The organism is Enterococcus sp. DIV2449a (assembly GCF_051711225.1).
In the GTDB taxonomy this organism is placed as follows: Bacteria; Bacillota; Bacilli; order Lactobacillales; family Enterococcaceae; genus Enterococcus_D; species Enterococcus_D casseliflavus.
Window position 1 is genome coordinate 3,109,667 of sequence record NZ_JBIOME010000001.1, and the last position, 22,636, is coordinate 3,132,302.

The window sequence follows — 22,636 nt, forward strand, 5'->3', positions numbered from 1 at the left end:
CAATGAAAGCATTCGCTCTAATGGAGGGTTACATTATGGGAATACGAAGTCATCTGGCTGTTTCAGTCGGTAAGACCTCTCAATGGGTATTAAAGAACTTTTTCAAAGGCGGCTCAAGCCTGCCTGGTAAATTAGCATTAAAAGTTGATCCACATATATTAGATCATTTGGCGAAAGATTACCAAGTCGTCGTGATCACAGGCACCAACGGCAAAACATTGACGACTGCCTTGACTGTCAATATTTTGCGCCAAGAATTTGATGAAGTATTGACGAACCCCACCGGCGCCAATATGGTCCAAGGGATCGTTTCAACCTTTCTATCGGCACGCCCTAAAAAAGGCAAAAAATTCGCGGTTTTAGAAATCGATGAAGCCAGTCTCAGCAAAGTAACGAAGTACATCAAACCGGAATTGTTCGTTTTCACTAATATTTTCCGCGATCAAATGGACCGTTATGGCGAGATCTATACGACCTATAAAATGATCGTTGAAGGTGCCGCAAACTCACCAGAAGCTACGATCCTCTGCAATGGGGATTCGCCACTGTTCAATTCGGTAGCAACTGTCAATCCGCGGAAATACTATGGATTTGATCATTTGCCAGATGAAGAGCAGATGGCCCATTACAATACGGATGGCGTGTTGTGTCCTGAGTGTCATCACATTTTGCATTATAAAATGATCACCTATGCCAATCTTGGGAAATACTACTGCCCAAATTGCGGCTTCCATCGACCAGAATTGGATTATAAACTGACGGAAATGAGTGCAATGGACAACACCTCTGCTGATTTTGTGATCGATGGCAATGACTATCGCATCGAAGTTGGTGGGATGTACAATGTCTACAATGCGCTGGCGGCAACTGCGGTTGCGGAATATTATGGCGTAGCACCTGAAAAAATCAAATCTGGTTTGGCCTATGACGAAAAAGTCTTTGGCCGCCAAGAAGTGATCCGCATCGGGGACAAAGAATGTACGTTAGTTTTAGTTAAAAACCCTGTTGGTTTGAACCAAGTCATCGATATGATCGGCCTGTCGCCCTATCCTTTCTCACTAGTCAGCTTGTTGAATGCCAACTACGCAGATGGGATCGACGTCAGCTGGATTTGGGATGGCGACCATGAAGCGTTTGCCGATATGGGGATTCCTCAAGTGATCGCTGGTGGTGATCGTCACAAAGATATGGCGTTGCGGTTAAAAGTTGCGGGGATCCCTGAAGAGAAAATCATTGAAACCCCTGAACTTGATGACGTCATCAAGCAAATTGCAGACTTACCAACAGAAAAAGTCTATATTTTAGCGACTTACACTGCAGTCCTGCAGCTACGCAAAAAGCTTGCGGAAAAAGGCTATATCAAAGGAGGAATGAGTCGTGACTAAGTATCAACTGAATGTTGCCCACTTGTATGGAAATCTTTTGAATACTTACGGCGACAACGGCAATCTCTTGATGCTGCGCTACGTGGCCGAAAAACTAGGCGTGACCTTCAACGCAGAAGTCGTCAGCATTCACGAGCCCTTCGATCCTGAAAAATATGATCTCGTCTTCTTCGGTGGCGGGCAAGATTTTGAACAAGTGATCGTTTCACAAGATATCCAATCAAAAAAAGAAGCCCTGACCAGCTATATCGAAAATGATGGCGTCATGCTGGCGATCTGCGGCGGCTATCAATTACTGGGTCATTACTACATCGGTGCCAACGGCGAAAAAATCAAGGGGATCGGTGCCTTGGATCATTACACCTTAAGCCAAGAAAACAACCGGTTCATCGGTGACATCGTGATCCACAATGAAGAATTCGATGAGACCTATTATGGCTTTGAAAACCATAATGGCCGTACTTTCTTAGGTAGAGGGGAAAAACCATTGGGGAAAGTCATCCAAGGACAAGGAAACAATGGCGAAGACCAAACCGAAGGCGTGGTTTACCGCAATGTGTTCGGCTCTTACTTCCACGGACCGCTCCTTGCAAGAAATGAGCATTTGGCAGAGCGCTTGATCCGCACCGCCCTTGCCAATCGTTATGGCAACGTCGAAATTTAAATACACGTACGTAGCAAACAAACCTGTGTTTCGCAGGTTTGTTTTTTTATGGGAAATTTCCCCGCCGTTGCAACTTCTTCTCTTTGTTTGCTTCTACGTTCCTATGCTGCCTCGCTTTATTGTAACCGCTATCTTTCTTTTCTATACTGGGGTTGTAGTAAAAATTGAAAGGAGATGTTAAGAAATTATGATGGAAAAAGTTCAGCGGTTTGGCGGTGCGATGTTTACCCCGGTCCTCTTGTTTTCCTTTTCAGGGATCATGGTCGCGCTGTGTATTATCTTTAAAAATCCGATGCTTGTGGGGAGCATCGCCACTGAAGGCTCTACTTGGTACAACATTTGGACGATCATTGAAAACGGTGCGTGGACGGTCTTCAACCAAATGGAATTATTATTTGTCATTGGATTACCGATCGGTCTCGCAAAAAAAGCCAATGCGCGAGCGGCAATGGAAGCCTTTGTCGTCTATATTACTTGTAATTATTTTATTTCTGGCATGATCGAATACTTTGGTAACTTCTTCGGTGTCAACTTTGCAGCTGATCCCGGCGGTGAGAGTGGTTTGAAAATGATCGCTGGCATCAAAACATTAGATACTGGTATTATCGGAGCAATTTTTATTTCGGCGATCGTCGTCTATCTTCACAACAAGTTTTTCGATACGAAGCTGCCTGATTTTCTCGGAATCTTCCAAGGCTCTTCCTTTGTCGTGATCCTCGGTTTCTTTTTAATGCTGCCAGTTGCTTTCTTGATCGCATTGATTTGGCCGAAAGTCCAAGCTGGCATTGGGTCCATGCAAGGGTTTCTAGCAAGTGCTGGGGTCTTTGGGGTCTGGCTCTATACTTTCTTAGAGCGAATATTGATTCCCACAGGTCTCCATCATTTCGTGTATACCCCCTTTGTTTTTGGTCCCGCTGTCGTCGAAGAAGGAATCTCCAAATACTGGATGGCACATTTACAAGAATTTGCCCAATCCACCAGACCATTGAAAGAGCTTTTCCCTGAAGGGGGCTTTGCTTTACATGGCAATTCTAAGATCTTTGCTGCACCAGGGATCGCTGCTGCTTTTTATTTCACAGCCAAGCCTGAGAACAAAAAGAAGGTCTTAGCGATTTTGATCCCTGCCACTTTAACTGCCGTTTTAGCTGGTATCACTGAGCCATTGGAATTCACCTTCCTCTTTATCTCACCACCCCTCTTTGCGGTGCACGCTGTTTTAGCAGCGACCATGGCGGCAACGATGTTTGCCTTCGGGGTCGTTGGAGATATGGGAGGCGGCTTGATCGATCTGTTGGCGAAGGTCTGGATTCCGCTATTTCAAAATCATCGCAGTATGATCTTCACGCAGCTGGTGATCGGGTTAGCCTTTACTGCCCTTTATTTCCTTGTTTTCCGCTTCTTGATCCTCAAATTTAAGTTAGCCACACCAGGACGGGAAGAAAACAATAGCGAAGTCAAACTGTACACCAAAAAAGATTATAAAGAAAAACAAGCCAACACTGGAACGCCAGTGATTGCTGGTGCCAATCGCTACACCGAACAAGCCGCAGTCTACTTAGAAGGGTTTGGCGGTCGCGACAACATTGATAAAGTCACTAATTGTGCCACTCGCCTAAGAATCACCGTCAAAGATCAAGACCAAGTGCTGCCAGATGACATCTTTAAAGGCGCTGGTGCCCATGGTGTTGTTCGCAACGGCAACGCCTTCCAAGTGATCGTTGGTCTGGATGTGCCACAAGTGAGAGAACAATTCGAAAAATTATTAGCTGTATCAGACTAAGGAGGAAACAAAAATGAAAAAATTTTCAATCGTGATCGCCGGAGGCGGCAGTACCTTTACCCCAGGAATCGTCTTGATGCTTTTGGAACACTTGGATCGTTTCCCGATTCGCCAAATCAAGTTTTACGACAATTTGGAAGAACGACAAGAAAAAGTTGCACAAGCTTGCGAGATTTTATTGAAAGAACGCGCACCAGAAATCAGCTTTTTAGCAACCACTGATCCCGAAACCGCATTTCAGGATGTCGATTTTGTGATGGCGCATATCCGAGTTGGCTTGTATGCGATGCGCGAAAAGGATGAAAAAATCCCTTTGAAATATGGTGTGGTCGGCCAAGAAACTTGTGGTCCTGGCGGGATCGCTTATGGGATGCGTTCTATCGGCGGTGTATTGGAGTTAGTCGATTACATGGAAAAATATTCCCCTGATGCATGGATGTTGAATTATTCCAATCCTGCAGCGATCGTCGCAGAAGCGACTCGTAAATTGCGCCCTGATGCCAAGATCATTAATATTTGTGATATGCCAGTGGGAATCGAAGAACGGATGGCGCAAGCGATCGGTTTAGCTTCTCGCAAAGAGTTGGTGGTTCGCTATTATGGATTGAATCACTTTGGCTGGTGGACAGATATACGAGACAAAGCTGGCAATGATTTGCTGCCGCAGATCCAGGCGCATGTGGCAAAATACGGCTATTCATTGCCAGAAGAAATCGAAGCGAGCCAACATGCTGATGCCAGCTGGATGCACACCTTTGCCAAAGCAAAAGAAGTGTACGAAGTTGATCCACCCACTTTGCCAAATACCTACTTGAAATATTACTTTTTCCCTCAAGATGAAGTGGCGCACACCAACCCATCTTTTACACGGGCAAATGAAGTCATGGCTGGCCGCGAAAAACACGTCTTTGGTGAATGCCAACGCATCGTAGAAAACCAAACAGCGACTGACACCACGCTTGAAGTGGATGAACACGCCAGCTACATCGTGGACCTTGCACGAGCGATTGCTTATAACACGCAAGAACGGATGCTGTTGATCGTGCCTAACGAAGGAGCGATCGTCAACTTTGATGAACAGGCAATGGTGGAAGTGCCTTGTATCGTCGGCAGTAACGGGGCAGAACCAATCACACAAGGCAAGATCCCTCGCTTCCAAAAAGGATTGATGGAACAACAAGTCGCCGTAGAAAAATTAGTCGTGGAAGCTTGGGCAGAGGGTTCTTACCAGAAATTATGGCAAGCACTGATTCTTTCAAAAGTGGTTCCAAATGCCCGTGTAGCCAAAGAATTACTCGATGAATTGATTGAAGCAAATCAAGCCTTTTGGCCAGAATTACACTAGCCAGCGTTCTTCGCCTCCCCTCCTGGCTTTTCAGCTATACTTAATCAATAAGGAGGGGTTTTTGTGAAATTACAGTATTTGATTCAACAGCACCAATCAGAGTTAAGTGAACTTGATCGTGGCATTCTAAACTACATTCTTTCCAACGACGACACCGTTCTATCTATGGGGATCGTCGAGCTATCCGAGCAGGTTCACGTCTCCAAGTCTTCTATTTTACGGTTGACGAAAAAACTTGGTTTTTCTGGCTATTCCGAGTTCAAATATTTTCTACGGCATCAGCAAGAACAGGCAACAACGATTTCGCAACAAAAAACGATTTTTGAAAAGCAACAAGAGGATATTTTCGCCACCCTCAACTATTTAAAAACGGTAGACTTAGCTGCCCTCAACTGCTTGTTTGACCGCAGCAAAACCATCTACTGCTACCCAACTGGTTTTTCCCAAAAGAAAGCACTGGAGGAGTTTTCCAAAATGATGCTTTCTATGGAAAAACGAGTGATCGTATTGCCGAACAAAACGGAATTTGATATGGTCATGCCGATGATCACTGCCGAAGATTGTGTGATCATCGCCTCACTGAGCGGCGAAACAGAAAACGTCAAAGAGAATCTGACGACTTTTGCGATTCGTCAGATTCCCGTTTTGACATTGAGTGCGCCAGGAGATAATTATTTTGCTCGCCATTCAACGTTTCACCTGACCTATTATTGCGATTTTTTTCAAATCGGTCGCAAGAAAATCCCTAGCCAGTCTTTGATCGGACTAAGCTGCTTGATTGATTATTTGATCCGTTCCTACGGACTATTCACTTTACAGGAGGGCAACCATGACTAAACGAAAATGGGCGTTTCCATTGATTTTACTGAGTTATTGGCTTTTGATCGCCGGTGCTTACTATCTTTATCTTTCCTTGACTGCCTTCAACCATGGGATGACCTTTGCCCAGTACCTCAGCTCGCAACCGTTAGCCGCTTTAGGGGTCTTGTTAAGTAGTCTCCTTTTGCTGCAAGGGGCTTGCCTGTACTTTATTCAACGGTTTTCCATGAGTAAAAAAGGCCTTTTGGGTCAGTATTTATTCCTGATCTTCTTCCAGCAGTTGCTGACAGCGAATGTCATCGGCGCAGGACTCGTCTTTTTTACAAGAAGAAGTCTTTCAAGTCAGGAGGAAAACGCAACCTGGGGCGAAAAGAGTTTTACCTATGGGGCATTAGCATTCATTCTTTTATTGAGTTTATTCTTTTTCCTCCTTGTTCGATCAGCGATTTAACTTCCCCAAAAAGAAAAGCAGTGCCGGTTGGCACTGCTTTTTTGCTGTCGCTTCTGCTAGTTTGGCTCTGTTTTTGAAGCAAAAACCACTTTGATTCCAAAGTGATCGCTGACGATCGGAGTACGCGTTCCGTCAAAAACGACTTCATATTCCGTTGCTTGCAGGTCATTGGATGCAAAAACATAATCGATCCGCAATGCTTCTCGATTGTCTTGCCAACCATCAATGGCTTTAACGACAGAGGCTTCACCGATCGTTTCGGCAGCCGTTAAAAAGCTGTCTTGCAGCTGTAAGGAGCTGTCAAGGACGAGTTGATGACCAGAACTGGCCGCATCGTTGTTGAAATCTCCTAGAATCAATAAGGTATCTGCCCGTTCTGCTAAAAATGCTTCTGTCTGTTGCCACTCGTAGGCAAATTTACCGTCTTGCCACCAAGAAAAGTGACAGCTAACGACTTGTACGATCTGTCCATCGGCTTCAGTCACGCCGCTCAGGTTTTTGCGCGTGGTATGATCCCAGACATCCGTGGCTTGTGAAGCAAGATATTCTTTGGCAATGATGGGCTGTTTGGACAATAAGGCATTGCCTTCGTGGTAAATGTCATAGCCTACGTGACTGTAGGTCCATGACCAGTAGTAATCACAGTCTAACAGTTGCAGTTCTTCCACTAGGCGTAAAGCAAAATTGCCCTCCTTGATTTCCACCAGCGTATCTGTGGGGCAATATAGCCCATCAGGAACGATGGCTTGAGCAGCGATCGTTTGGTTGACTTCTTGCAAGGCGATGATGTCATAGTCGCCTGTTGCAATCTCTTGTGCGATCATTTTGCATTTTTCTAGCTGATTTTCTTCTAACCAGCTATGGGTGTTCAATGTTAATACCTTCATGAATAAGGCTCCTTCTCTCGGTTTGCTTGTACGATTCCTTTTAAAAATAAAAGAGAGCGGGTCAACAAAAGAGTCGACCCGCTTGTCATTTTATTATAGTTTTACGATTCCAACAACTGCGGCTGCTTGTTGCTTGCCGATTTGGGTCAATTCAAAGGAATCGATTTGATTGCTGTTGGTCAACACTACAACGATGGTGGTGTCTTTGCCAGCAGCACTTACTGCAGCGAGATCCATCTCCGCTAACTTGTCACCCGCCGCCACTTGTTGTCCTTCAGTGACAGCTACCGTAAAGGGGGCACCGTTTAAGTCAACGGTATCTAAGCCCATGTGAACCAATACTTCGATGCCTTCATCAGAAAGCAAGCCAATAGCATGTTTCGTTGGGAAGATGTTGGTGACTTTCCCGCTGATTGGTGCGACAACTGTCGTCTGCTCTGGACGCACGCCATAACCGTCACCCATCATTTTTTCCGCAAACACTTGGTCTTTGACAGAGGTGATCGGCATCACTTCTCCAGTGGCAACGGCAGCTAGTTCAGCTGTCACGCCTTGGCTTTGGTGGGTAGTGGTTTCTACTGGTGCTTGACTAGCCGTCGGTTCGGGAATCGTGACACCAGAATCTAAGATATCTTGAATGTCTGATTTTAAGACATCTGCTTTCGGTCCATACACTGCTTGCACACCGTTGTCTTTTACGATCAAGCCTAAAGCCCCTGCGGCTTTCCATGCTTTTTCATCGCCGACCGCTTCTCGATTTTTCACAGAGACCCGTAAACGGGTCATACATGCATCAACGTCGGCGATATTTTCACGTCCGCCTAATAAATGAATGATTTTCACGACTTGCGAATCTGGGTTCAAATTTCCATCCGCCGAAGCTGTTGCTGGCGCATCGCTGGCTCCTTCTGTTTCGTAGTTGCCGTTTCTACCTGGTGTTGCAAAGTTGAATTTTTTGATCAAGAAGTTGGCCAAGAAATACATCCCAACACCAAAGACGATGGTCACTAACACAAAGTTGATCAAATCTTGTCCTAAGCCGGCATTGATCGCCATTGGGGTACGGGTCAACAACTCGATATTCCCAAAAGAGTGGACCCGTAAGTTGACGATATCCGCCATCGCAAACGCCGCCCCTTGTACGACTGCATAAACGATGTAAAGCGGTACGGCAGCAAACATAAACATGAACTCCAACGGTTCCGTTACCCCTGTCAAGAAGACAGCGATAGCAGCTGATAAATACATAGAGGTATATTTGTGCCGTTTGTCCGCATCGACATTGCGATACATGGCATAAGACAAGCCCATCAAGATCCCAGATGAACCAATCATTTGTCCAACTTTAAAGCGGGCAGGAACAAAGTTTTCCAATAAAAATTGATATTGTGACGTATCGCCAGCATTGCGCATGTTCACTAGATCCGTTGCCCAAGCAAGCCATAATGGGTCTTGTCCAAAGACTTGGGTGCCGGCTTGTGCGCCAGAAAGAATCGTGTAAGTTCCACCTAATTCGGTGTAATTGATCGGGATCGTCAACATGTGATGCAGCCCGAATGGTAAGAGCAGCCGCTCCAAGGTTCCAAACAAGAACGGTGCTAAAACGGGCGCACTTTCTTGTGATTGCGCGATCCATAAACCGAAGTTGTTGATGCCTGCCTGAATGTAGGGCCAAACGATCGATAACACTAATGCGACGACTACTGAACGGGCGATCACTACGAAAGGTACGAAGCGTTTGCCGTTAAAGAAGGAAAGCGCATCCGGTAATTTGCGGAAATTATAGTATTTGTTGTAAGCTGTTGCTCCCACAAAACCGGCGATGATCCCAACAAAGACACCCATGTTCAAAGCAGGTGCTTCTAATACACTAGTAAAGAAGCCGTCGATCATGATCTTCGTCCCAAATAACGTATGGGTAAAGGCGCCTTCTTCGGTTAACATCGCGCTCGTCACGCCAAAGATCGAACCAGTGATTCGGTTGATCAAAATAAAGGCGATCCCAGCAGCAAATGCCCCACCAGCTCGCTCTTTTGCCCAACTACCACCAATAGCTAATGCAAATAATAAATGCAAGTTACCAATAATTGCCCAACCAATGTTTTCAATGACGCCTCCTGTAGTGATCAAAAATGCCCAGTCGGCATTGATCATTGGGATCGTTTTCCCAATACTGATCATCAAACCAGCAGCTGGCATAACAGCGACAACCACCATTAGCGCTTTTCCGAATTTTTGCCAAAATTCGAAGCTCAATAATTTTTTCATCTTCCTTCTTCCTTCCCTGAATCGATTTACGCAATCGGTTTCTTAATGATTTCATTCTAACGGAGAAAAAAGATTTTGTAAACCCAGAAATATCAAAAGGGATTCTATTCGCTTTTCACCTTTATATAACTGAATCTCTCTTTCTCGATGTTTCCTAATAGGAAATTCTTTAAACGCAACAACTTTCACTTGACGATGCAATCGTTTGCGCTTATGATAGAGATATCAAAAAGATTCTGGAGGGACTTTCATGAAAAAAATCCAACGATTGTTCGAGATCGATCCATGGAAAATCGCGACATCTACCTTAGATAAAGAAAATCGTCGACTGCAAGAGTCGCTAACAAGTATCGGGAATGGCTACATGGGAATGCGCGGCAACTTTGAAGAACAATACAGCGGCGATCATCACTTAGGTACTTATATCGCTGGTGTCTGGTACCCAGACAAAACCCGTGTCGGCTGGTGGAAAAACGGCTACCCTGACTATTTTGGCAAAGTGATCAACGCGGTCAACTTTATTGCAATGGACCTATTTGTCAATGACCAATTAGTCGACTTAGCAAAAATCAGCCCAAGTGACTTCCGTTTAGAACTAGACATGGAAACCGGGATTTTACGCCGCAACTTTACTGTCACTTTGGCAGGCGCCACCGTAAAATTCTCTTTTGAACGCTTCTTGAGCATCGTAAAACGTGAACTTGCCCTCATTAAGATGGACGCTGAGATCATTGAAGGCGACGCTGAGATCAAAGTCGTTTCTAAACTAGATAACAATGTCCATAACGAAGACAGCAACTACGACGAACGTTTCTGGGAAGAATTGGCTCATGGCCAAACCGAAACCTTCCATTACTTGACCACTCGGACTGTAGAAAATAATTTTGACATTGAACGCTTTACTGTCACTTCTGCTATGCGTCATAGCCAAACACCGATCGATTCCGTGAAAAGCGAGCTTTGCGTTGCTGATACCTTTGCCTTTTCTGGAACAGCCGGTGACACCTTCTCATTGATCAAAGAAGTCTTGATCGTTACGAGTCGTGATGTTCCCGCTCATGATCATCCAGCAAAAGTCACCGAATTAGGCACTTTATACAAAGCAGATTATGATGCGTTGCGTGCAGAACAAGTTGCTGCTTGGAAAGCCCGCTGGGATTTAGCTGATGTGATCATTGAAGGCGATGCTGCGGCGCAACAAGGAATTCGTTTCAACCTGTTCCAATTGTTTTCAACCTATTATGGCGAAGACGAGCGCCTGAACATTGGACCGAAAGGCTTTACTGGTGAAAAATATGGCGGTGCGACTTACTGGGATACCGAAGCCTATGCAGTTCCATTGTATTTGGCATTAGCAAAACCAGAAGTGACCCGTAACTTGTTGAAATACCGTCATAACCAATTGCCGCAAGCCCATATCAATGCGCAAAAACAAGGCTTAGCAGGTGCCCTTTACCCAATGGTGACCTTCACTGGGATCGAATGCCACAATGAGTGGGAGATCACTTTCGAAGAAATCCACCGAAATGGTGCCATCGCTTATGCCATCTACAACTATACGAATTATACTGGCGATACAAGTTACCTGAAAAAAGAAGGATTAGAAGTGTTAAGTGCGATCTCACGTTTCTGGGCAGATCGTGTCCACTATTCGAAACGCCAGCAAAAATACATGATCCATGGCGTTACAGGACCAAACGAATACGAAAACAATATCAATAACAACTGGTACACCAATAAAATGGCTACTTGGGTCTTAGCTTATACCTTAGCCAGCTATGAAGCCTTCAAAGACGAAGCGACTGTCACGATCTCTGACGAAGAACAAGCCAAATGGCAAGACATCATCGACAATATGTACTTCCCAGAAGACCAAGATCTTGGTGTGTTCGTCCAGCATGATACCTTCTTAGACAAAGACTTGATGCCCGTTTCCGATCTTGATCCAAAACATTTGCCGTTGAACCAAAATTGGTCGTGGGATCATATCTTGCGCTCTTGCTTTATCAAGCAAGCCGATGTTTTGCAAGGTATCTACTTCTTAGGCGATCAATTCAGCAAAGAAGAAAAACAACGGAACTTTGATTTCTATGAGCCGATGACAGTGCATGAATCTTCCCTTTCTCCAAGTATCCATGCGATTTTAGCAGCGGAATTAGGCATGGAAGAAAAAGCGTTGGAAATGTATGAGCGGACTGCTCGTCTTGATTTGGACAATTACAACAATGATACCGATGATGGCTTGCACATCACTTCTATGACCGGCAGCTGGTTAGCGATCGTTCAAGGTTTTGCTCAAATGAAAACCGATCACGACCACTTAGGGTTTGCGCCATTCTTACCTAAAACTTGGAGCCGCTATGCCTTCCACATCAACTATCGTGGACGTCTGCTCTTTGTTTCCGTCAATGACTCGACGGTGACATTGAAGAAAATCAGCGGTGAGGCATTGCCAATCAAGTTGTATGGCAAAGACTATGTTTTAGAAGACGAAATCAGTACAGCGATCAACTAAACAAGCCTTCTGAAAGAAGAAATGTCTGCATTTCTTCTTTCTTTTGATTGGCTCTACCCTTGTGCCGACACTTTGTGATACTATAAGCTAAAAAAGGAGGGAAATCAGTGAGCATTACGGTCAAAGATGTCGCCAAAAAGGCTGGCGTCGCTACATCCACGGTTTCTCGTGTCGTAAACGATCATCCCAGCATTTCTGAAGATACCAAGAAGAAAGTGCGCAAAGTAATGGCAGAAATGGGCTATGTCCCCAATCTTGCGGCTCGAAATCTCGGCAAACAGATATCCAGTGCCATCGGCGTGATCTTGCCGCCTCTTGATTCGAAAGAACGACTAGGAAACCCCTTTTATTTAGAAACGATCGAAGCCATCAATGAAGAGGCCCGCCATCATCAAATGACGGTTGCCGTTGCCTCCGCCCGTGACTTTGCTACATTACTAAAAAACGTGGAACGGATGCACCTGCAAAAACAAGTAGATGGCTTTATCTTGGTCTATTCCGATGAAAAAGACCCCATCATCGACTATCTGGTCGAAAAAGAAGTCCCTTTTACTTTGATTGGTCAACCATACAGCAATGAAGACAAAATCGTTTTTGTCGATAATGACAACCAGTTGTTAGGCAAGCAAGCAACCGAGCATCTGATCGCCCAAGGGCATACGAAGATATTATTTGCTACCAATACGACCCATGAAAACCTGTATTTCGAGCGTTTCTTCGGCTACCAAAAAGCCATGATGCTGGCAAATCTCCCCTTTTATCCAGCATTGACCTTTGAAAAAGCGGAAGATTACGTCACGTTTGAAGAAACGATCAAAGAATCCCAAGCAACGGCCATCGTCGTGATCGATGATCTGTTCGCTGTGCGGATCATTCAATTAGCAACGATGTATGGCTACAAAGTCCCCGACGATTTATCCATCATCAGTTTCAACAATTCGATCTTTGCTACTTTGACCCATCCGTATTTGACTAGTATCGATATCAACGTGCTGTCCTTAGGAAAAATCGCTACCGAACGGCTGATGGCGCAATTGAATCATGAAGATTCAAACGGCGTACAGCTGGTCGTACCACATAAGCTGATCAAACGAGAAACGGTCTTAAACCGCAACCAGTTGAACTGATCCGCTGGGTCTGATCCACTTCCCCTTACATGCAAAAGCACCCGCTGTCCCTAAGGATAGCGGGTGCTTTTCATATTTTTATTTATACTCTTTGCTTTCCAGGCGGAACAATGGACTCATTGGTGTATTTTCGTGGATACGGCGAACGGCTTCCCCCATCAATTCAGCACAAGAAATGTAGTGCAGTTTTTGCGGATGGCGTTCTTCGCTAGTCCAGCAAGAATCGGTGACACAAATACTTTCAATCGCTGATTGATCCAAAATTTCTTTAGCAGGCGGTGAAAGCAAGGCGTGAGAGACACAAGCATACACTTCGCTGGCACCAGCTTCCTTCAACAAGTCTGCCGCTTTTGCCAATGTATGGCCGGTATTTAAAATGTCATCAACCAAAATACATTTTTTCCCAACGACATCACCGATCACATAGCCGCCATCGGCTTCATCTTGATCGACGATCGCGATCGCTGTATCTAAGTATTCTGCCAAACTACGGGTCCGTTGGACACCGCTGTTTTTTGGTGAAACCACGACATAGTCGTCACCCGTCATTTTTTGTTCGCGATAGTAATGGGCAAACAATGGGATCGTAAAGAGATTATCCACTGGGATGTCGAAAAATCCTTGAACTTGGACGGCATGCAGATCAAGCGTCAAGATTCGAGAAGCCCCTGCTTCCACCAGCATATTGGCAATCAATTTTGCAGTGATCGGCTCATGCGGGTTGGCGGTTCGGTCTTGCCGTGCATATGCGTAATAAGGCAAAACGACATTGATGGTCTTCGCACTAGCCCGTTTCATCGCATCGATCATGATCAATAGCTCTAAATAGTGATCATTGACGGGTTCATTCGTCGATTGAATGATATAAATATGGTCGCCCCGCACACTTTCTTCGATATTGATGGCAATCTCTCCATCACTAAACTGTGTCACTTTTGACTTCCCTAGTTCTGTACCGAAAACTTTCGCAATGTTTTCTGCTAATGGTAAATTTCCATTTAAACTAAAAATTTTCAACGAACTATCTTTATAACTTTCGCCCATGATTGCCTCCAATGAATGTGGTTGTTTTCTTCTATTCTAGCACAAAGTGACTGTTTTTTTAACCGTCTCGTTCAAGGAAGTGTGACGGTACCGTTTACCCAACTGGCGGGAATCACTTTTTTGTAGTTGCCCCAGTTGTCATGAACTTTAAAATAGCGTTCTCCGCTGGCGGTTTCAGCGTAGGCGTAAGCCACGACCCAATGATTGCCATACGTGCTGCCTAAAGGCTTCAAAATACCGATGATCACCGGTTTGCCTTCATCGATTCGTTTGCACGCTCGATGCCAGCCGCCAACAACAGTCGCACGTCCGCGGTAAGGCAATTGGAATTGATCGAAAAACCGAGTCAATCCATGACTGACTTGCCAAGCGATCGTCGGCAACCCATGAGGCTGAATCAGCACCCGCAGCATTTCCGTCACTACTGTCAGATCTCGCTGTTTTTTTCTACGAAACGCTTTCGGGATGATCGTTTCATCGATGTAATCTTGATAGTAGGCCAAAAAGACGGCTGCCGCATAGGTGCCGCATAAATACCCTGAAGGAGTGACCCACTGCTTATACGGACGAAACCGCTCTTCGGCGATCCCTTTCCACTCTACTTGTTCCATCTCGTTCACCTGCCTTTTTTCTTATTATACCTTAGATTCTCCTCCTACTTGGATCAAAACCCTTTTTCGTCTAGAAAACTTTTCTTTGCGTCCTTACAGATTTTGTTTCATAATAGTAGAAAGCGAGAGGAGCGAAAGACATGACAACCTTGTTAAAAGATGATTTTTATGACTATGTAAATGGCGAGTGGCTGGAGACCGCTGTTATTCCAGCAGATAAACCCGCTACGGGTGGATTCCAAGATCTCGTTGACGGAATCGATTCCTTAATGATCGCAGAATTTGAAAATATGGCACACGATCCCCATGCTACGCCAAAAGGCCGCATGAAGGATGCTGTGGCTTTTTACCGCTTAGCCAGCGATTTTGCCCAACGAGAGGCAGCTGGCGCTACTGAAGCAAATGCACTATTAGCAAAAATCGAAGCGTTGCGTTCTTATGAGGAATTGAATCAGCAACTGGCAAGTTTCGTTTTAGATGGCATTGCCTTGCCTTTCCAACTAGATGTCGATGCAGACATGAAAAATGCGCAAATGAATACTTTGTCTGTCTATCCGCCTGCTACTATTTTGCCGGATAAAACCTATTACACAGAAAATCCCCAAGCAAGCGAAATGCTGCAAGTCTACTTTGAGATGGCCGTCAACGTTTTAGTTGCTTATGGAAAAGACCAAGCAGAAGCGGAATCGTTGGTAGAGCAAGCGATCGCTTTTGATAAATTGATCGCCCCTCATGTGCGCAGTGCGGAAGAAAGTGCGGATTATAGCAAAAATTACAATCCTCGCTCCTTGGAAGAATTTGCAAAGCAAGCCAGCAAGATCGATTTTAGACAACTCTTGACAGCCCTTTTACCAGGTACACCAGAAGAGCTGATCGTAACGGAACCCGCTTACTTTGAAGCCTTTGACATTATTGTTTCTGATAGCCATTTTGAACTCTTGAAAGGCTGGATGATCGTCAACCAAAGCTTGCGCTATACTAGCTATCTGAGTGAAGAATTGCGTCAGTTAGGCGGAACCTACAGTCGCTACTTATCAGGGATCGATGAAGCGGCTCCCCAACAAAAAGCGGCTTATTACTTAACGATGGGTCATTTTAGTCAAGTGATCGGTGATTATTATGGACGCAAGTACTTTGGGGAAACGGCGAAAAAAGACGTCAAACACATGGTGGAAACAATGATTGCTGTCTACCAAGATCGTTTGCGCAACAACACGTGGTTAAGTGAAGAAACTCGCCAAAAAGCGATCATCAAATTGAATCGTTTAGGCATCCATGTCGGGTACCCTGATCAAGTTCCTGCTATTTATGACCAATTGCATACCGATGAAGAGAAAAGTCTGCTGGCAAATGCCCTGCATTTCAATCGTTTGTTCCGAGAAGATGCCTTCAAAAAATGGCAGCAGCCCGTGGATCGCGAGGAATGGGAAATGTCCGCCGCTACCGTGAATGCCTACTATCACCCATTTAAAAACGTGATCGTTTTCCCAGCAGCAATCTTACAAGCGCCCTTTTATAGTTTGGAGCAATCCACCAGCGCAAATTATGGGGGGATCGGCGCGGTCATTGCTCATGAGATCTCCCACGCCTTTGACAACAACGGGGCAAAATTTGATGAATATGGTAATTTAAACAACTGGTGGACAGAAGAAGATTTGGCCCACTTTGAACGCTTAGCTCAAGCGATGATCGACGAGTTTGATGGCCTGCCCTTTGCCGGCGGTACCGTAAATGGAACGTTGACTGTTTCTGAAAACATCGCCGATGCAGGCGGACTAAGCTGTGCGCTAGAAGCAGCGCAAAAAGAAAGCGATGTTTCTTTAGCAGACTTCTTCACCAATTGGGCGAAGATCTGGCGTACAAAAGCCAAAGAACAATACCAACAGCTCTTACTGTCGATCGATGTCCACGGACCAGCGAAACTACGGGCCAATATCCAAGTCCAAAACATCGATGAATTCTATACAACCTTTGATATCAAACCTGGTGACCCTATGTATCGTGCACCAGAAGATCGTGTGCAGATCTGGTAAACAATAGCGTAAGAAAAAGACAAACCATATCAAGCTAGGGTTTGTCTTTTTGCTATGGATTTTTTAGAAGTGATAGATGAACGAGACAACTAACGAAAGAACCCCCAGAAGAACACGAATGATACCTATGCCTACAAAAAAACAAACCAAGACATAGAACATCTTGCATTTTTTATCTTCGTAATAAAAGGCTTGATAATAGTTGAAAGCCAATACACACCGCAACAAAACATAGAACATCATAAAAAAATGAAGAAAGTAGAGTCGCTCCAAATGATACGCAATTTGCTCTAATGGTAATTTTCGAGAGATGCTCCTAGTCAAAGGATCAGCAGTGAAAATTAAGATTAAAAAACCAGGCAAGAAGAAAAAAAAGAATTCAATGCCGGCGATATGTTTTTTGTGTTTCGGAACCAATTTATGACAATTTGAACTGGAGGTTCTCTCAAAAGCTAGAAGAAGCACACAAAAGCTCACAGTCGATAAACCGACAGCAACGAATTCCGTTTTTCCATGAATTGTCAAAGGCCAAATTGGGGAGCTATGATATTTTTCAAAAATCATTGCGGCACCCAGAATAACATAATCAATAAGGGAATAGATCTTCCCTTTTCGCTGATAACTATCAAGGGGTTGATATCTTTTTTTCAAAACATTAAAAACCTCCTCACAATTTAAATGAAGCAATCCAGTAACAAACTTATTCGATTGAAAGACAATCTTTTAATCAGCTGAGGCTTGTCTTTTGCTCATGGATTTTTTAGAAGTGATAGATGAACGAGACAACTAACGAAAGAACCCCCAGGAGAATATGAATGATACCTATGCCTACGAAAAAACAAAGCAAGACATGGTACATCCTGCATTTTCTATCTTCATAATAAAAGGCTTTATAATAGTCGAATGCCAATACACACCGCAGTAAAACATAGAACATCATAAAAAAATGAAGAAAGTAGAGCCGTTCCAAATGGTAGGTGATTTTCTCTAAGGGTATCGTTCGAGACAGCAAACCAATCAAGGGATCGGCAGTGAAAATCAAGATAAAAAAACCAGCCAAGAAGAAGAAAAAGTGCACAATTCCAGCGAGATGCTTTTTGTGTTCAGGAACAAGCTCGTGACGGTTTAAACTTGAAGTTGTATTCCAGGCTAGTATCATAATCATTGCACTCACAGCCGTTAACCCAATCTCTCGAATATCTGAAGTTCCAAGAGTTCCAATAGGTCTGATTGGGGGTCTATAAGGCCTGAGTGGGAATCTATGATATTTCTCAAAAATTATTGCGCTCCCAAAGATTACATAATCAATGATGGTATAGATCTTCCCTTTTCGCTGATAACTATCAAGGGGTTGATATCTTTTTTTCAATACATTAAAAACCTCCTCACAATTTAAATGAAGCAATCCTGTAACAAACTTATGCGATTGAAAGACAATCTTTTAATCAGCTGAGGCTTGTCTTTTGCTAATGGATTCTTTTAGAAGGGGTGAATAAATGAGACAAATTAAGTAAGAGCTGCACGAAGAATACGAATGACACCTACGCCCACGAAAAAACAAAGCAAGACATAATACATCCTGCATTTTTTATCTTCATAATAAAAGGCTTGATAATAATCGAATGCCAATACACACCGCAACAAAACATAGAACATCATAAAAAAATGAAGAAAGTAGAGCCGTTCCAGATGGTAGGTGATTTTCTCTACCGGTATCGTTCGCGATAGTAAACCAATCAAGGGATCGGCAGTGAAAATCAAGATAAAAAAACCAACCAAGAAGAAGAAAACGTGCTCAATTCCAGCGATATGCTTTTTGTATTCAGGAACAAGCTCATGACGGTTCAAACTTAAAGTTGTCTCCCAAGCTAGCAAAAACACCATTGCGCTCACAGCCGACAACCCAATCCCACGAATATCTGATCTCCCACGAATTATAGGTCTAATTGGGGAGCTATGATATGTTTCAAATAATATTGCAGCCCCCATAATTATATAATCAATGATGGAATAGATTTTTCCTTTTCGCTTGTATAACGTCACTTGATCCGTTTTCCCCAATACAAAGCCCCCTATTCTATTCATAACTGAGTACATTTTTGAAAAAACTTTTCCTATGGCACTGAGGTATGGACGTAAACTCCGAAGACACTATTTGCGAAATAAAAAGTTTATGGACATGATCCACATATAGAAGAGTGCACTTCCTACTAGAAATAAAAAGCTGTATACATAAATATATCCCATGTAGCATTTTCTTTTTTTGTAATAAAAGGCTTGATAGTAGTCAAAAGCGAATAAACACCGTATCAAAGCGAACAGTAACATAAGTAGATTGAGAAAATACAATCGATCTAAGTGATACATAATCTGTTCCAAAGGTAATTGGTTTCGAAAAAGCAAATGATTAATTAAGCTTTCTGATCTGAATAAAAGCAAAATAAAAGAGACGAGTAAGCCGAGAAAAAAACTGATTTCTATACTATGTTTTTTTTCTTTAGGAATGTTTTTATGCGCATTCAACAAATAGGTCTTATAAAGAGAGTAGGACATTAATACGCTAAATAAGCCACCTACCATATACTCGTTCGTCCCTGGAATATGTAAATACTTAGGAATCGTAAGCGGAAAAGAATGATATGCACTAAAACAAAGGGCTGAGGTGATTACTAGATAATCAATCAAAGCATACAATTTTCCTTTAAGTGTATCATCGTCGAATATCTTGAATTTTTTCACTTCCCTCCTCTTTTAGCAAGCAAGGTTATCTGCTTAGGGATACCTTCAAAAATTAAGGCGAAATAACTAATCCTACATTTTTTAAACAAATTAATCAATTTTAAATAAAATAATTCATTTTTCTATTTTTATATGATAAATTTAACTTGTATAACACGTGTTGTCAAACTTTAATTATGAGGAGGAATTGAAATGAAGCAAAAATTGAAGCAAAAATATTCAGTTATATTGTTACTTGTCGTTTTACTGAGTGGTTTTTTCTCACCAATCACGGCATATGCTGTCAGTGAGAGTGGCAATTTTGCAGATGTTCCTGATGACCATTACGAAAAAGCGAATCTATTGGTCGCCCTTGAAGAAGAGCTAGTAGAAATCGGTTTATCTTTGGAAATCTTTGCTAATACGAGTATCGATTTTGAAAATTTACAGTACCAGTCACTACTGCCAGCAGAGGAGCGTTCAGAAAGAAATTTACCAGCTGTTACGCCGGTCGTTCCTTTTGAGTTTCCTAAAGTCAAACAATTTGCCACTAGAATTTACGGGAACAATCCCACCAATGATCAACTTATGCACACATTTATGCTTTATTATTTTGATGTGCATGATTATGAGCGCAATGCTGGGCTGGTGGGTGACAGACTTCCCCTTCGTTACTACCCTGAATATTACACCTTCAATGACACCAACGCTTACAATGCCTTTCTTAGAACCACTACGGGAACCAAGTACTTGAATTTTGCGTTATCATCTTATGATACGGTAACTAGTCTCAAAGATTATTTTTCAAATCTAGATATCTATAACCTTAAAAATCATGTCTCTAACGTAAAAAAATCCATTGCGGGATATAAGTCCTTAGAACATGGAGCCTCTTTTATTGATGCTATTCATAAATATTTCACTGAAGAAAAACCTTCATTAGAATCCATAAACTCCCCAGAAAAATTCATGGAAGAAATCTCTAATATGATCGATACACAAGAAACCATCGATCAAGCTTCGAAAAAGGCTTTAAAAGGGATGTATGACACCGTTTTAGACTCTGTCTTTCTTCTACTTATGGGTGCAAATCCAATTGGGATAGCGGGAATCGCTACCATGTATGTTACCGCTATGGCGACAATGTACGTATCTATTATTGATCTTGCTGCCATCAATACTTTAGCGGGTACACGAAACAGCCGTCTAAACTTTAGACAGCTTAATAATTGGGGTATGTGGTAGCAAATAAAAATCAATTTGTTACATAACCCACCCATTAATATATAAAGAAGGAGCCTTCGGAAATCAATTGATTTTCGAAGGCTCCTTCTTCTATCGTTGTTTATTTCTGTAAAGCTTTTTTCATCATACTGATCACAGAATCGAATTGGGAATGCTCATTGACGACTTGATCGGCTTTTTGCCGATTGGGGCGGTCTTTTAGAAAGTCGAAGATTTGGTTTTCATTCTGGATGCCTAATTTAGCCATAAACTCATCCAAGTTCTGAAAATCCGTATACTTTTGTAAGAAGTCATTGTTCAACAACGCCTTCACATCAAGATCCCCTTTTTGATACGCTTGATAAAGGCTAGTCAGTTCACTGAAACTGAAATTTGCTTTTAATTGATCCATCCATCCCATTTATGCTTCCTCCTTCGCAGAAATGATTTTCGCACCAAGGGTATTTTCAAAATGGCGTAGTGCCCATTCATGTCCGACCGCGTCAAAGCTGGCAACGGTATCTGCATCGATCACCAGTTGGTAGCCTAAATTATAGGCATCCACTGCTGTATGCAAGACACAGATGTCGGTACAAACGCCGGTCAGGTACAATTCCGTGATCCCTCTTTCCCGCAGTCGGATGTCCAAGTCGGTACCGCTAAAGGCTGAGTAATGGCGCTTGTCGATCCAATAGACATTTGGCGCTTCCTGATAGTTTTCATATAGCGGGGCTAAACGACCATAAAGATGTCGCCCCGCACTGCCCGCAAGATTGTGGGGTGGGAACAAGCGGTTTTCAGGATGATAGTTGTCTGTTTCCTCATGACGATCGATGGCAAAAACGACAAATTCACCAGCTTCGATAAAGGCTTGCGTCCGAGCCACTAAGGCAGCTTCAATCGCTTGCCCAGCAGCACCCGTGGTCAATCGTCCCTCATCTGCAACAAAATCAAACGTATAATCAATGGATAGTAATGCTCTCATGCTTCCTTCCTCCTCTTACGGATCGGCTCTCCTGTTTTTTAAGTTACTTTAATGTTTCAACGAATGCCAAGACCATTTCAGCGGAACGCTTGCCAGCTTCTAAGATAAACTCATCAAAAGAGACGGTTGCTGCGTGGTCGGCGGTGTCGCTGATCGCGCGCACGATCAAGAAAGGAATATTGAATTGCTGCGCGGTCTGTGCGATCGCGGCGCCTTCCATCTCACAAGCCAAGGCATCTGGAAAATGTCCTAAAATCTCTTGTACTTTTTGCGGGTCATGAATGAAGCTGTCACCGGTAACGATCAGTCCCTTTTTCACGGTATGATGAGTCGCTTCTGCGGCTTTCGTCATCTCACTGATCAAATAGCGGCTGGCTTCATAATACAAAGGCATCCCGCCAGGCAGCTGGCCATATTCATAACCAAAGCCCGTCACATCGACATCAAAATAGGCCACTTTATCTGAAATCACTAAATCCCCTACTTGTAAGCCGGCACCGATCCCACCAGCTGATCCAGTATTGATCACCATATTGACCCCGTATTGTTGGATCAATAGACTAGTGGTGATCGATGCCAGAACTTTGCCGATACCTGAACGAACGACGATCACTTCATGATTGCCGATACTTCCTGAAATAAATAGTGCGCCGCCGCGTTCCCAAGAAAGCGGTGAAATCAACTGTTCCCGCAACGCCTTGATTTCTTCCTCCATTGCACCAATAATACCAATTTTCATGTGTTTGCCTCCTACTTCTCGTTTATTTTTCATCCTTTAAA

Annotated in this window: 20 protein-coding genes; 10 read left to right on the forward strand and 10 right to left on the reverse strand. The window is 43.5% G+C overall.

The genetic code is table 11. The features are described 5' to 3' along the window. Positions 1 to 35: 35 nt before the first annotated feature. The 6 genes from IGI76_RS14765 (at position 36) to IGI76_RS14790 (ending at position 6,444) form a co-directional block, all read left to right on the forward strand. A complete protein-coding gene (locus tag IGI76_RS14765; protein WP_201690350.1) occupies positions 36 to 1,385 on the forward strand; it encodes a Mur ligase family protein in 1,350 nt (449 codons plus the stop codon). Next, positions 1,378 to 2,049: a type 1 glutamine amidotransferase gene (locus tag IGI76_RS14770; RefSeq protein ID WP_201690352.1), complete on the forward strand. Its 672-nt coding sequence runs from the start codon at positions 1,378 to 1,380 to the stop codon at positions 2,047 to 2,049. Before IGI76_RS14765 ends, IGI76_RS14770 begins: the two co-directional genes overlap by 8 nt. A gap of 187 nt (positions 2,050 to 2,236) precedes the next feature. Then, complete coding sequence (locus IGI76_RS14775; RefSeq protein ID WP_016609922.1) at positions 2,237 to 3,829, forward strand: alpha-glucoside-specific PTS transporter subunit IIBC; 1,593 nt, start codon at positions 2,237 to 2,239, stop codon at positions 3,827 to 3,829. 13 nt (positions 3,830 to 3,842) lie between these two features. After that, positions 3,843 to 5,174 carry a 6-phospho-alpha-glucosidase gene (locus tag IGI76_RS14780; RefSeq protein WP_270266775.1) on the forward strand — a complete coding sequence of 444 codons (1,332 nt, stop codon included), beginning with the start codon at positions 3,843 to 3,845 and terminating at the stop codon, positions 5,172 to 5,174. A gap of 63 nt (positions 5,175 to 5,237) precedes the next feature. Then, a complete protein-coding gene (locus tag IGI76_RS14785) occupies positions 5,238 to 6,011 on the forward strand; it encodes a MurR/RpiR family transcriptional regulator (protein WP_333718780.1) in 774 nt (257 codons plus the stop codon). Further along, positions 6,004 to 6,444, forward strand: a complete 441-nt coding sequence (locus tag IGI76_RS14790) for a hypothetical protein (protein WP_005227852.1) — start codon at positions 6,004 to 6,006, stop codon at positions 6,442 to 6,444. The genes IGI76_RS14785 and IGI76_RS14790 overlap by 8 nt, the downstream gene beginning before the upstream one ends. A gap of 56 nt (positions 6,445 to 6,500) precedes the next feature. On the opposite strand, the gene IGI76_RS14795 is transcribed toward IGI76_RS14790, so the two are convergent. Both IGI76_RS14795 and IGI76_RS14800 read right to left on the reverse strand, forming a co-directional pair. Further along, positions 6,501 to 7,331 carry an endonuclease/exonuclease/phosphatase family protein gene (locus tag IGI76_RS14795; protein ID WP_333718781.1) on the reverse strand — a complete coding sequence of 277 codons (831 nt, stop codon included), beginning with the start codon at positions 7,329 to 7,331 and terminating at the stop codon, positions 6,501 to 6,503. 93 nt (positions 7,332 to 7,424) lie between these two features. After that, on the reverse strand, positions 7,425 to 9,599 hold the full coding sequence (locus tag IGI76_RS14800; RefSeq protein ID WP_010749062.1) for a PTS transporter subunit IIBC: 2,175 nt from the start codon (positions 9,597 to 9,599) through the stop codon (positions 7,425 to 7,427). 250 nt (positions 9,600 to 9,849) lie between these two features. Here IGI76_RS14800 and IGI76_RS14805 point away from each other — a divergent pair, with 250 nt between their 5' ends. After that, on the forward strand, positions 9,850 to 12,114 hold the full coding sequence (locus IGI76_RS14805) for a glycoside hydrolase family 65 protein (protein WP_194193488.1): 2,265 nt from the start codon (positions 9,850 to 9,852) through the stop codon (positions 12,112 to 12,114). A 107-nt stretch (positions 12,115 to 12,221) separates the two neighbouring features. After that, positions 12,222 to 13,241 (forward strand): LacI family DNA-binding transcriptional regulator, encoded by a 1,020-nt coding sequence (locus IGI76_RS14810; RefSeq protein ID WP_005227844.1) that lies wholly within the window; start codon positions 12,222 to 12,224, stop codon positions 13,239 to 13,241. Positions 13,242 to 13,319: 78 nt separating this feature from the next. Here IGI76_RS14810 and IGI76_RS14815 read toward each other — a convergent pair whose 3' ends face one another. Further along, the gene (locus IGI76_RS14815; RefSeq protein WP_153883724.1) at positions 13,320 to 14,285 is read right to left on the reverse strand and encodes a ribose-phosphate diphosphokinase; all 966 of its coding nucleotides are present in this window, start codon (positions 14,283 to 14,285) and stop codon (positions 13,320 to 13,322) included. A gap of 71 nt (positions 14,286 to 14,356) precedes the next feature. Continuing rightward, a complete protein-coding gene (locus tag IGI76_RS14820) occupies positions 14,357 to 14,896 on the reverse strand; it encodes a C39 family peptidase (RefSeq protein ID WP_005233534.1) in 540 nt (179 codons plus the stop codon). A 140-nt stretch (positions 14,897 to 15,036) separates the two neighbouring features. Here IGI76_RS14820 and IGI76_RS14825 point away from each other — a divergent pair, with 140 nt between their 5' ends. Continuing rightward, entirely contained in the window at positions 15,037 to 16,929 is a 1,893-nt protein-coding gene (locus IGI76_RS14825) for a M13 family metallopeptidase (RefSeq protein ID WP_142973907.1), read from the forward strand. A gap of 63 nt (positions 16,930 to 16,992) precedes the next feature. On the opposite strand, the gene IGI76_RS14830 is transcribed toward IGI76_RS14825, so the two are convergent. The 3 genes from IGI76_RS14830 to IGI76_RS14840 all read right to left on the reverse strand — a co-directional run bounded on the left by IGI76_RS14830 (position 16,993) and on the right by IGI76_RS14840 (position 18,990). Continuing rightward, positions 16,993 to 17,580 (reverse strand): hypothetical protein, encoded by a 588-nt coding sequence (locus IGI76_RS14830; protein WP_221692786.1) that lies wholly within the window; start codon positions 17,578 to 17,580, stop codon positions 16,993 to 16,995. Positions 17,581 to 17,689: 109 nt separating this feature from the next. After that, on the reverse strand, positions 17,690 to 18,298 hold the full coding sequence (locus tag IGI76_RS14835) for a hypothetical protein (RefSeq protein ID WP_121260629.1): 609 nt from the start codon (positions 18,296 to 18,298) through the stop codon (positions 17,690 to 17,692). Between the two features lie 137 nt (positions 18,299 to 18,435). Then, entirely contained in the window at positions 18,436 to 18,990 is a 555-nt protein-coding gene (locus IGI76_RS14840) for a hypothetical protein (protein ID WP_236598533.1), read from the reverse strand. Positions 18,991 to 19,860: 870 nt separating this feature from the next. Here IGI76_RS14840 and IGI76_RS14845 point away from each other — a divergent pair. Further along, complete coding sequence (locus IGI76_RS14845; protein ID WP_240457386.1) at positions 19,861 to 20,892, forward strand: hypothetical protein; 1,032 nt, start codon at positions 19,861 to 19,863, stop codon at positions 20,890 to 20,892. A 100-nt stretch (positions 20,893 to 20,992) separates the two neighbouring features. Here IGI76_RS14845 and IGI76_RS14850 read toward each other — a convergent pair whose 3' ends face one another. Genes IGI76_RS14850 through IGI76_RS14860 form a run of 3 tightly spaced genes read right to left on the reverse strand, consistent with a single transcriptional unit; the run spans position 20,993 to position 22,595 of the window. After that, a complete protein-coding gene (locus IGI76_RS14850; protein WP_005227832.1) occupies positions 20,993 to 21,292 on the reverse strand; it encodes a hypothetical protein in 300 nt (99 codons plus the stop codon). Further along, complete coding sequence (locus IGI76_RS14855) at positions 21,293 to 21,856, reverse strand: cysteine hydrolase family protein (RefSeq protein ID WP_010749058.1); 564 nt, start codon at positions 21,854 to 21,856, stop codon at positions 21,293 to 21,295. A gap of 43 nt (positions 21,857 to 21,899) precedes the next feature. Next, entirely contained in the window at positions 21,900 to 22,595 is a 696-nt protein-coding gene (locus IGI76_RS14860; RefSeq protein WP_005227823.1) for a 5'-methylthioadenosine/adenosylhomocysteine nucleosidase, read from the reverse strand. Positions 22,596 to 22,636 lie beyond the last annotated feature (41 nt).

Excerpts from the sequence above, each read along its gene's own strand:
- IGI76_RS14825 (WP_142973907.1), top strand. The coding sequence starts at position 15,037 with ATGACAACCTTGTTAAAAGATGATTTTTATGACTATGTAAATGGCGAG.
- IGI76_RS14795 (WP_333718781.1), bottom strand. The coding sequence starts at position 7,331 with ATGAAGGTATTAACATTGAACACCCATAGCTGGTTAGAAGAAAATCAG.
- IGI76_RS14805 (WP_194193488.1), top strand. The coding sequence starts at position 9,850 with ATGAAAAAAATCCAACGATTGTTCGAGATCGATCCATGGAAAATCGCG.
- IGI76_RS14775 (WP_016609922.1), top strand. The coding sequence starts at position 2,237 with ATGATGGAAAAAGTTCAGCGGTTTGGCGGTGCGATGTTTACCCCGGTC.
- IGI76_RS14855 (WP_010749058.1), bottom strand. The coding sequence starts at position 21,856 with ATGAGAGCATTACTATCCATTGATTATACGTTTGATTTTGTTGCAGAT.
- IGI76_RS14815 (WP_153883724.1), bottom strand. The coding sequence starts at position 14,285 with ATGGGCGAAAGTTATAAAGATAGTTCGTTGAAAATTTTTAGTTTAAAT.
- IGI76_RS14860 (WP_005227823.1), bottom strand. The coding sequence starts at position 22,595 with ATGAAAATTGGTATTATTGGTGCAATGGAGGAAGAAATCAAGGCGTTG.
- IGI76_RS14850 (WP_005227832.1), bottom strand. The coding sequence starts at position 21,292 with ATGGGATGGATGGATCAATTAAAAGCAAATTTCAGTTTCAGTGAACTG.
- IGI76_RS14790 (WP_005227852.1), top strand. The coding sequence starts at position 6,004 with ATGACTAAACGAAAATGGGCGTTTCCATTGATTTTACTGAGTTATTGG.
- IGI76_RS14845 (WP_240457386.1), top strand. The coding sequence starts at position 19,861 with ATGAAGCAAAAATTGAAGCAAAAATATTCAGTTATATTGTTACTTGTC.
- IGI76_RS14820 (WP_005233534.1), bottom strand. The coding sequence starts at position 14,896 with ATGGAACAAGTAGAGTGGAAAGGGATCGCCGAAGAGCGGTTTCGTCCG.
- IGI76_RS14765 (WP_201690350.1), top strand. The coding sequence starts at position 36 with ATGGGAATACGAAGTCATCTGGCTGTTTCAGTCGGTAAGACCTCTCAA.
- IGI76_RS14800 (WP_010749062.1), bottom strand. The coding sequence starts at position 9,599 with ATGAAAAAATTATTGAGCTTCGAATTTTGGCAAAAATTCGGAAAAGCG.
- IGI76_RS14780 (WP_270266775.1), top strand. The coding sequence starts at position 3,843 with ATGAAAAAATTTTCAATCGTGATCGCCGGAGGCGGCAGTACCTTTACC.